A 6,775-nucleotide genomic window follows, 5' to 3' on the forward strand; every position below is an offset into this window, starting at 1 on the left:
CGCCAAAGGATCGGTTAATCGTGCTCATTCTTCTCCTCACAACACCCCTCACTTCTTCCGGTCTGCACCATCCGGTGACCACCGCTTCCTGGACCGCGGAGATCGAGCAGCCGAGCCACCGCATTGCCCCCCTCCATGAAGACCGCCCCATCGTCGCCACCTGGTCGAACGAAACCGCGCGGCCCTTCCTGACGATAGCCGCTGCGGGACGTTCTTGAATACGATACCATCGTACGTGTTGGATGCGATACCAGGAAGTGAGTTTGATCAAATCGATTGTCGCGGCATTTGTCGTTACGCCAGCTGAGTAGCCTCGCAGGTTGCCCGTCGACCCGAGCAGGCTGGTCAGAAGCCGTGACAAAACGAACAGCAAGGGACCTTGATTCTTGCTGATGAACCATGATCCTCTGATGAAAGTGAACGCACGTTCATCGCCGACGGTAGAACCTGCCACAGTCGAAAGCGACAGATGCCGCACCCTAGCGCATTGACACCCAGACACCCATCCTCCTCAGGCATCACGACAGTCCTCGCCCTCAGTGGCATCGTAGTTGCGCTGATGCAAACTTTGGTGATTCCACTCCTTCCGGACTTCACCGGAGCCCTGGGCATCACTGCAGACGACGCTTCCTGGCTGGTGACATCCACCCTGCTGGCCAGCGCCGTAGCAACTCCGATTGTCGGGCGTGCCGCGGATATGTACGGCAAACGCAAGATGATGGGGATATGCCTGGCCATCATGGTGTTAGGTTCAGTGTTGGCCGCCGTCGACGGTTCATTTGTGTGGCTGATCATCGGGCGGACTCTCCAAGGCTTCGCCACGGCCCTAATTCCTGTAGGCATAAGCATCATGCGCGATGAGCTGCCTAAGGAGAAAATGGGTACCGCAGTCGCTTTGATGAGCGCAACAATGGGAATCGGCAGCGCCCTGGGTCTGCCCCTAGCTGGGGTCCTGTATGAGAGTCTCGGTTGGGCGTCCATATTCTGGGTGACAGCCGGCGCCGGCACCTTGCTGTTCTTTGGCGTGGTCCTGATGGTCCCTGAGTCCAAGGTCCGCACCCCGGGCCGATTTGACTTTGCTGGCGCCTTGGTACTGTCCGCGGCGTTGACCGCCTTGTTGTTGGCTATATCAAAGGGCGGCTCCTGGGGCTGGGGCTCGGAGCCGGTTCTCCTGCTATTCGCCGCTGCCGCAATACTTTTTTCCGTTTGGATTCCGTGTGAACTCAAGGTCAGCAAGCCAATGGTGGACCTGCGGACGTCGCTTCGCCGCCCGGTGCTGATGACCAACGTGGCGTCTTTGCTCATCGCATTCGCCATGTTCGCCAACATGCTTCTCACCGCGCAGCAGCTGCAGCTGCCAGCCTCCACCGGCTACGGTTTCGAGTTGAGCGTAGTCAGCGCCGGCTTGTGCATGGTCCCGTCGGGGATTGCAATGGTGTTGTTCGCACCTGTTTCGGGGCGGATCATTCGGGTCTTCGGCGGGAAGACTGCGCTGATGTCCGGGGCAGTCGTCATGATTGTGGGCTATGTTGGCCGCGTCTTTTTGTACGATTCCATAGCCTGGGTGATCATCGGTTCAACGGTGGTGGGTGTGGGCACGGCTATCGCCTTTGCTTCCATGCCAACTCTGATCATGGCTGCCGTGCCCATCACAGAAACTGCCTCCGCGAACGGGTTGAACAGCCTGGTCCGATCTGTCGGTACCTCGACGTCCAGCGCTACATTGGCCGCCGTTCTCACCTCTGTGACCATGTCGATTGGAGCTGAACGCTTCCCCGCTTTCGATGCGTTCAAGGACATGTTTTGGATGGCAGCCCTTGCCTCCGCAGCCTCTATGCTGGCGGCGGTCTTCATCCCACACGCTGCTGCCACCCAGGGGGCTTCCGTCCCTGTTGGTGCTGCTGGCGAGCTCGTTGCCCGAGGACGTGTCCTGGCCCCCGACAGGACGCCCCTTACCCCAGCCGTAGTTACGGTTCTCCACCCTGGCGGGGAGCCGGTGGACTGGAGCCGCGTGGATGCAGAGGGAAACTATTCCGTGGCCCTACCTGGCCCTGGAAAATACCTCATGGTTGCCAACACGGCCGGTTGGACGCCGATGGCCGAGGTATTCGAATTCGACGGACGCACCCCGGAGCACAACTTCCAGCTCCGGAACCGGCTGATGATCAGCGGCACGGCCAGCGCGGGCGGTCACGAGATCGCCGGAGCGGTCGTGACCCTGCTTGAGGCCGGCGGTGGCTATGTGGCCACCAGCCAGACTGACGAAGACGGCAGGTACGCCTTTCCGCTTCCGCCCGCGGGCCGCTACCTCTTGACCATGCTCCAACCGGAGACGGAGCAGGCGATGGCGCAAAAGCTCGCGGTGGACAACCGATCGGTCACCCTGGACTTCACCGCGCCCGCTGTGGAGCAACGCTCGGAAGACTCAGTGGAAGCTTGAGAGGCCCGAGCCGCGGGGTGTGAATACGATGCCACAAATGCTTGACTATGTCACCCATGTTTGATCGAATTCCGTTATGCGAACAGATGAGACAACCGCTAAGGGCTTCACAACAGAGGTAGCCAGTGAAGTTGCCGCAATCCGCTACTCAGACCTACCACCGCACGCCATCACGAGAGCGCGCCATGTATTACTCGATTGGTTGGGAGCCGTAATAGCAGGCTCCGTTGAACCGGCCGGGCGTATAGCGCAAGCGATTGCGTCTGAAACCGACTCGCGCCCGGTCGCGAGCATTATTGGAACGAACCTGCGCAGCTCACCACGCGAGGCGGCGATGGCCAATGCGATCGCTGCACATGCGCTGGACTTTGATGACTCGAGCCTTTGGACTGACGGCCACCCGTCAGCGGCGGTGGTCTCGGCAGCGGTCGCACTGGGCGAGACACTGCAATCATCAACCGGACAGGTCGTGGCAGCAATCGTCGCGGGCTTGCAAGGACAGGCCCGCATCGCTCTTGCAACCGGCCCATCCGCTTATGAAGGCGGCTTTCACGGCACGGGGATCTACGGCACGTTTGGCGCTGCGGGCGCCTGCTCTCATCTCCTAGATCTCGGTCTTCATGGTTTTGAGCAGGCCTATACTCTCGCGGCCACTCAAGCAGCCGGCCTTAGGCGCACCTTTGGGACCATGGGGAAACATCTGAATGCCGCGAAAGCAGCGTCAAACGGCATGCTCGCTGCGCAGCTGGCATCGAAGGGATTCACCGCACCAACGGACGGAATTGAGGGACGTCAAGGGTTCATCTGGACCCACAGCACCACCTTCGACCCGGCTCGCCCACAGCAGACCATGGGAAACCGTTTGGCCATCGAGTCAATCCTCTTCAAGCGGCACGCCAGCTGTCACGGTACTCACTCGTCCATCAATGGGGTTGTGAAGCTGCGCGCACAACATGAGTTTGCCGAGGCCGAAATTGCCGGGGTTCGGTTGTTCGTACCGGAGAAGGTGACTGATATCTGCTGCATCAGCGATCCTGTATCGGGATTAGAGGGCAAGTTCAGTGTGCGGCATGCCGCTAGTGTTGCACTCGCGGGTCTGGACACCGGTCCGGCTGGATTTTCAGACGAAAGCGTGCACGACGCGCGATTGGTCGCCCTGCGCGAGCTAGTCACCGTATGTCCGGAGGCTGATAGGCCGATGACCGCCCCGACCCGAGTCCAGATCACCCTTCTGAACGGGGATGTCCTAGAGGCCGAAGTTGATGTTTTTGAGCCCACACCCAGTGCAGGACTGCCTGCTGAGTGGAAGGCCCTGGAGAGCAAATTCATTTCGCTCTCAAGTCCCGTAATTGGCATGCCAGCGGCACGGGATCTGGTGGATCGCATTGAACGCCTCGATCCAGACTGCACGATCGGTCAATTGTTCAACCTTTCGTAGAGAGGTCGAGTTCTGGACCGGGTCTTCACGGACAAAGTCTCGGGTCGGGACACAACCAGGCCGCGCAACTCTCGGAGCTGCTGCGATTCGCCAGGGATGGGGCCCCCGCCCACGGCGACGGATACATCCGATGCTTCCACCCCCACTCCGTACGGGTAGAAGTGAGAAACCGGGAGGAGATGGTCAATCCCGACATCGATGTGCCCGAACTCGAGGTCCGCAACCTCATCGCGACCTACGGCCGCGGAACCCGCGAGATCGTCGCGGTCGACGACATCAGTTTCAGCATCGGCAAAGCCGAATGCGTCGCGATCGTCGGGGAATCAGGCAGCGGAAAATCCACCACAGGCCGATGCATCGCAGGTCTACACCTGCCCTCAAATGGGGAGATAATCTTCCGCGGGGCGCCGCTACCGAAGCAGGCGAGAGACCGCACCCGTGAACAACTCCAGCAAGTGCAGATCGTCTTCCAGAACCCCGACCTCTCACTCAACCCCTCACACACCATCCGATCCATCGTCGGACGCCCCCTGGAAATGCTCGGCGGAACACGGGCCACAACCGGCGAACTCACCGAACTACTGGAGCGGGTGCAGCTCTCGGCCCGCGTGCTCGGAAAATACCCCAGCGAACTCTCCGGTGGAGAAAAACAGCGCGTCGCAATCGCACGGGCCCTCGCCGCCCGCCCCAGCATCATCATCTGCGACGAGGTCACCTCAGCACTCGACGTCTTCGTGCAAGCCACCATCGTCAACCTCCTCGACGACCTGCGCCAGAGCGGCGTCTCGCTCCTGTTCATCACCCACAACCTCGGAGTCGTGCGCAGCCTTGCCAACCGCGCAGTTGTCATGAAAGACGGACACATCATTGAACAGGGCAACACGGCAACGATCTTCGAAAAAGCCCAACACCCTTACACCCAAGCTCTCTACAACGCCGTCCCTGAAATCGATTGACCGCATGAAAACCGGGTGCCAACCCGGCCAACAGCAGCCAAGCAGCAACATGGATACGGCGATCTAATGCGCAGGTCGCTTCGAGGTAGGTGAGCGGGAGCGCGTTCCATTGAGGACGACGCATTTTGGCGCACCCCCTGAGTGCCTATCCGCAGGGACCGATCGTTGAACTTCGCGGCAACGGCTCTTCGTGGTCCGATACAGCTCCTAGAGAGCTGAGCACCAGACCCCCTCCGGCTGAATCCCCGATTGCGAAATACGATCGCGGTCCACCTATTGGATTGCCGTTGTCACAAAAGACATTGCATCCGTCGTCGAGGGCCACGGGACGTGGGTCTCCCGAGCGAGGCGATACTCCGGCACAAAGACTGGTGCATTGATGGTCCTTGACGCCTCGGTCGCGTACGCTCGGTAACCCGGGCACAGTACGCTCAATGCGTGCGTAGGTCGTGCGCTGACCGGTGCATCACCGCGGTATGACTTTCTTGCCCTGTCTTTGATGATCCGGGGTGTTGCCGCCGGATTCGAAGGCACGCTTTGACTGCTGATAGGGACACGGCCGGCTCCTTCCTATGGGGCCGGGTCACTTTTGTAACGTGGGTGCCAGCATCGGGCGTCGTGACTGCGGCCATGAGTGGTGCAAAGGAGCGCCGGATAGACGAACGATAGGAGGTTTTCTGCAGACTTGATGTCGGCAAATCCGAGCACCAAAACGCGACATTGAACGCAGGCGGCGGAAGAGTCTTCGGCAGGCCCCTGCCTCAGGATGAGGCGCGGCTGCGCGAGCTGTTCACCGGGCTGGAACAGCACGGCCGCGTACTCGTGATCGTCGACCAGCCCAACACCAACGGCGCTCTTCCGATAGCCGTGGCCAGGGACTGCGGCTGCACTGTTGCCTACCTGCCCAGCCTGGCGATGCGTAAAGCCGCTGACCTGTATCCGGGAAAGTCCAAGACGGACGCGCGGGATGCGTTCATCATCGCCGAGACTGCACGTGCGGAGCCGCACACGCTGGGGGCCGTCGACCGGGACAGCGAGGTGCTCGCGGCACTAAAGGTGCTCTCCGGATTCGACGCGGACCTGACCCATGAGTGCACCAGGTCGATCAACCGGCTGCGGTCGCTGTTGCTGCAGATTTTCCCCGCCCTGGAGCGAGTCTTCCCGGGGAAAGTGCTGACACGGTCCCTGGTCCCGGAGCTGTTCATCAAATACGCCGGACCGACCGGCCTGCGGGCCGCGGGGCGATCCAACGTGTTGCGCTGGGCCAGGAACCACAACCGCAAGGACCCGGTGAACCTGGTTGACGCCATCTTCACGGCACTGGTTGAGCAGACGATCACCGTGATCGGCACCGAAGCCGCAGCGGCGATACTCCTGACCATCGGCGATGCCGGCACCTTCACCTCTCCCGGGCACCTCGCCGCCTACGCAGGCATCGCCCCTGTCACACGACGCTCCGGCACCTCGATACGCGGTGAATTCTCCGCACAATCAGGGAACAAACAACTCAAGAACGCCCTGTTCAGATACCCTGATCGCCAGGTGCCGGCACCCAGCGTCGAATGCCTACTACCAAAAGAAACGGGCACAGGGGAAGAAGCATAAGCCGCAATCATCCGCCTGGCCCGCCGGTGCTGCGACGTCATCTACTCAATGCTCAGACGCGGCACCTTATACGAGGACACATACTCGTCGACGGGTTACCGCGGATGAGGATGTCGTCGTCCTGCACCTGGGTAATGTCGGTTCACCGGTCATCGGTTGTTGATGCGATCGGCGCCTACCATTAGGGGATCACGGTTTAGACTGCCGTTGACTCGGTGATGATTTCGGGAACAGAGGGCTTGCGGTATGTTTTGCCGTGCTTTGCGAGTTCTGCTTCGAAGGCGGGGATCGTGTCAGTGCGGAAAAGCTCAAGGTCGGTAACGTAGTCGAACAGGT

Annotated in this window: 4 protein-coding genes and 2 pseudogenes; all 6 read left to right on the plus strand. The window is 60.6% G+C overall.

What is annotated here, in order from left to right:
* Positions 1–218, plus strand: a 218-nt coding sequence (locus BMX78_RS22350) for a hypothetical protein (RefSeq protein ID WP_211482619.1), incomplete at its 5' end; no start/stop codon positions are given.
* Between the two features lie 251 nt (positions 219–469).
* Positions 470–2,440 (plus strand): MFS transporter, encoded by a 1,971-nt coding sequence (locus BMX78_RS22355; RefSeq protein ID WP_091424767.1) that lies wholly within the window; start codon positions 470–472, stop codon positions 2,438–2,440.
* Positions 2,441–2,516: 76 nt separating this feature from the next.
* The gene (locus BMX78_RS22360) at positions 2,517–3,878 is read left to right on the plus strand and encodes an MmgE/PrpD family protein (RefSeq protein ID WP_091424770.1); all 1,362 of its coding nucleotides are present in this window, start codon (positions 2,517–2,519) and stop codon (positions 3,876–3,878) included.
* A gap of 3 nt (positions 3,879–3,881) precedes the next feature.
* A pseudogene (locus BMX78_RS23565) lies at positions 3,882–3,979 on the plus strand (recombinase family protein); the annotation flags it as partial.
* A gap of 78 nt (positions 3,980–4,057) precedes the next feature.
* The gene (locus BMX78_RS22365) at positions 4,058–4,834 is read left to right on the plus strand and encodes an ABC transporter ATP-binding protein (RefSeq protein WP_091424773.1); all 777 of its coding nucleotides are present in this window, start codon (positions 4,058–4,060) and stop codon (positions 4,832–4,834) included.
* A gap of 672 nt (positions 4,835–5,506) precedes the next feature.
* A pseudogene (locus BMX78_RS22370) lies at positions 5,507–6,547 on the plus strand (IS110 family RNA-guided transposase); the annotation flags it as partial.
* Positions 6,548–6,775: the final 228 nt, after the last annotated feature.

The organism is Arthrobacter sp. OV608 (genome assembly GCA_900110595.1).
Lineage (GTDB): Bacteria > Actinomycetota > Actinomycetes > Actinomycetales > Micrococcaceae > Arthrobacter.

Excerpts from the sequence above, each read along its gene's own strand:
- BMX78_RS22355 (WP_091424767.1), top strand. The coding sequence starts at position 470 with ATGCCGCACCCTAGCGCATTGACACCCAGACACCCATCCTCCTCAGGC.
- BMX78_RS22360 (WP_091424770.1), top strand. The coding sequence starts at position 2,517 with ATGCGAACAGATGAGACAACCGCTAAGGGCTTCACAACAGAGGTAGCC.
- BMX78_RS22365 (WP_091424773.1), top strand. The coding sequence starts at position 4,058 with ATGGTCAATCCCGACATCGATGTGCCCGAACTCGAGGTCCGCAACCTC.